The sequence below is a fragment of the Peribacillus sp. genome, assembly GCF_059453735.1.
On record NZ_JAZVJO010000459.1, the window covers coordinates 1 to 2,261 of the forward strand.

Below are 2,261 nucleotides of genomic sequence, written 5' to 3' on the forward strand. Positions count from 1 at the left end.
GATGAAAGATATACAGTTTAACCGTCATCGTCGTTTACGTTCAAGTGCAGGCATCCGAGCAATGGTTCGTGAAACCGTACTTCAAAAAGAGGATTTAATTTACCCGATTTTTATCATTGATGGAGAAAACATTAAAAATGAAATATCTTCTATGCCTGGAATCTATCAACTATCCATGGATAACCTTCGTGCCGAGATGGATGAAGTAGTGGATCTTGGGATTAAATCAGTGATACTATTTGGCGTTCCTTTCGAGCATGATAAGGATGAACAGGGATCTGGAGCATTTCATCATAATGGCCTCGTTCAGCAAGCGACCCGCCTTGTAAAGGAACTGTATCCTGAGATGATCGTGATTGCTGATGCATGTCTTTGTGAATATACAAGTCATGGTCACTGTGGTTTGGTTGAAGGCGATAAAATTCTTAATGATGCATCATTAGATTTGCTTGCCAAGACAGCAGTCAGCCAGGCAGAAGCAGGTGCGGATATTATTGCACCATCGAATATGATGGATGGATTTGTAACAGCTATTCGTGCAGGACTTGATGAAGCAGGTTTTGAAGATATTCCGATTATGTCTTATGCCGTTAAGTATGCATCTGCTTTTTACGGTCCTTTCCGTGAAGCTGCGAATGGAGCTCCACAGTTTGGTGACCGGAAAACCTATCAAATGGATCCAGCGAATCGCATGGAAGCTTTTCGTGAAGCAGAATCCGATATCGCTGAAGGCGCTGATTTCTTAATTGTAAAACCTGCTCTATCGTATATGGATATCATTCGCGATGTAAAAAATACGGTGAAGCTTCCGGTAGTTGCTTATAACGTCAGCGGTGAATATTCAATGGTGAAGGCAGCCGCTAACAACGGGTGGATCGATGAAAAAGCGATTGTTTTAGAAATGTTGACAGGCTTCAAACGTGCTGGCGCCGACTTAATCATCACCTATTTTGCAAAGGAAGCAGCTGCTTGGCTGCGAGATGAAAAAAACTAACTTTTCAAAGGAGATTTGAAAATGCGTTCATATGAAAAATCAAAACAAGCTTTTACTAAAGCGAAAGACCTCATGCCTGGCGGGGTGAACAGTCCTGTACGTGCCTTCAAATCGGTTGACATGGATCCGATATTCATGGAACGCGGCAAAGGCTCGAAAATTTATGACATCGATGGCAATGAATACATTGATTATGTTCTTTCATGGGGACCGCTTATTTTAGGTCACGCCAATGATCGCGTGGTTGAGTCAATTAAGAAGGTTGCAGAAACAGGCACGAGCTTTGGTGCATCAACGTTGATTGAAAATGAATTGGCACAGCTTGTCATTGACCGGGTTCCTTCAGTTGAGATGGTTCGGATGGTTTCATCAGGAACAGAAGCAACTATGAGTGCACTCCGTGTCGCCCGCGGATATACAAGCAGAAACAAAATCTTGAAATTTGAAGGCTGCTATCATGGTCATGGTGATTCGTTGCTGATTAAAGCTGGTTCGGGCGTTGCTACACTTGGTTTGCCAGACAGCCCAGGTGTCCCAGAAGGAACAGCGAAAAACACAATCACGGTACCTTATAACGATCTTGCAGCGGTTAAGTATGCATTTGAACAATTCGGCGAAGACATCGCGTGTATCATTGTTGAACCAGTTGCAGGCAATATGGGTCTCGTACCTCCGCAGCCAGGCTTCCTTGAAGGGCTCAGAGAAGTGACAACGCAATATGGCGCCCTGTTAATCTTCGACGAAGTGATGACCGGCTTCCGTGTTGGCTATAACTGCGCCCAAGGTTACTACGGAGTGACTCCAGATATGACTTGTCTAGGCAAGGTAATTGGCGGCGGACTTCCAGTTGGAGCATTTGGCGGAAAACGTGAAATTATGGAAAGAGTTGCACCGAGCGGAACCATCTATCAAGCAGGAACGCTTTCAGGAAATCCATTAGCGATGACAGCAGGCCTTGAAACGCTTAGCCAGCTGACGCCTGAAGTGTATACAGAGTTCCAACGTAAAGGTGACCTGCTTGAAAAAGGCATCAGCGCAGCAGCGGCAAAATATGATATTCCTCACACGTTTAACCGTGCAGGCTCCATGATCGGCCTATTCTTTACCAACGAAGAAGTAATCAACTATGAAGGAGCCAAAACCTCTGACTTAGCCTTCTTCGGCACGTACTATAGAGAAATGGCAGAGCAAGGCATCTACCTGCCGCCATCCCAATTCGAAGGCCTATTCCTCTCTACGGCACATACCGATGAAGACATCGAAAAAA

At 44.8% G+C, this 2,261-nt stretch carries 2 protein-coding genes; both read left to right on the plus strand.

Annotated elements, in window-relative coordinates; all coding sequences use genetic code 11:
• Position 1 precedes the first annotated feature (1 nt).
• Complete coding sequence (gene hemB, locus AC52RT_RS15165; protein ID WP_495541520.1) at positions 2 to 994, plus strand: porphobilinogen synthase; 993 nt, start codon at positions 2 to 4, stop codon at positions 992 to 994.
• Between the two features lie 21 nt (positions 995 to 1,015).
• Positions 1,016 to 2,261, plus strand: a 1,246-nt coding sequence (gene hemL / locus AC52RT_RS15170) for a glutamate-1-semialdehyde 2,1-aminomutase (protein WP_495541521.1), incomplete at its 3' end; no start/stop codon positions are given.

Excerpts from the sequence above, each read along its gene's own strand:
- hemB (WP_495541520.1), top strand. The coding sequence starts at position 2 with ATGAAAGATATACAGTTTAACCGTCATCGTCGTTTACGTTCAAGTGCA.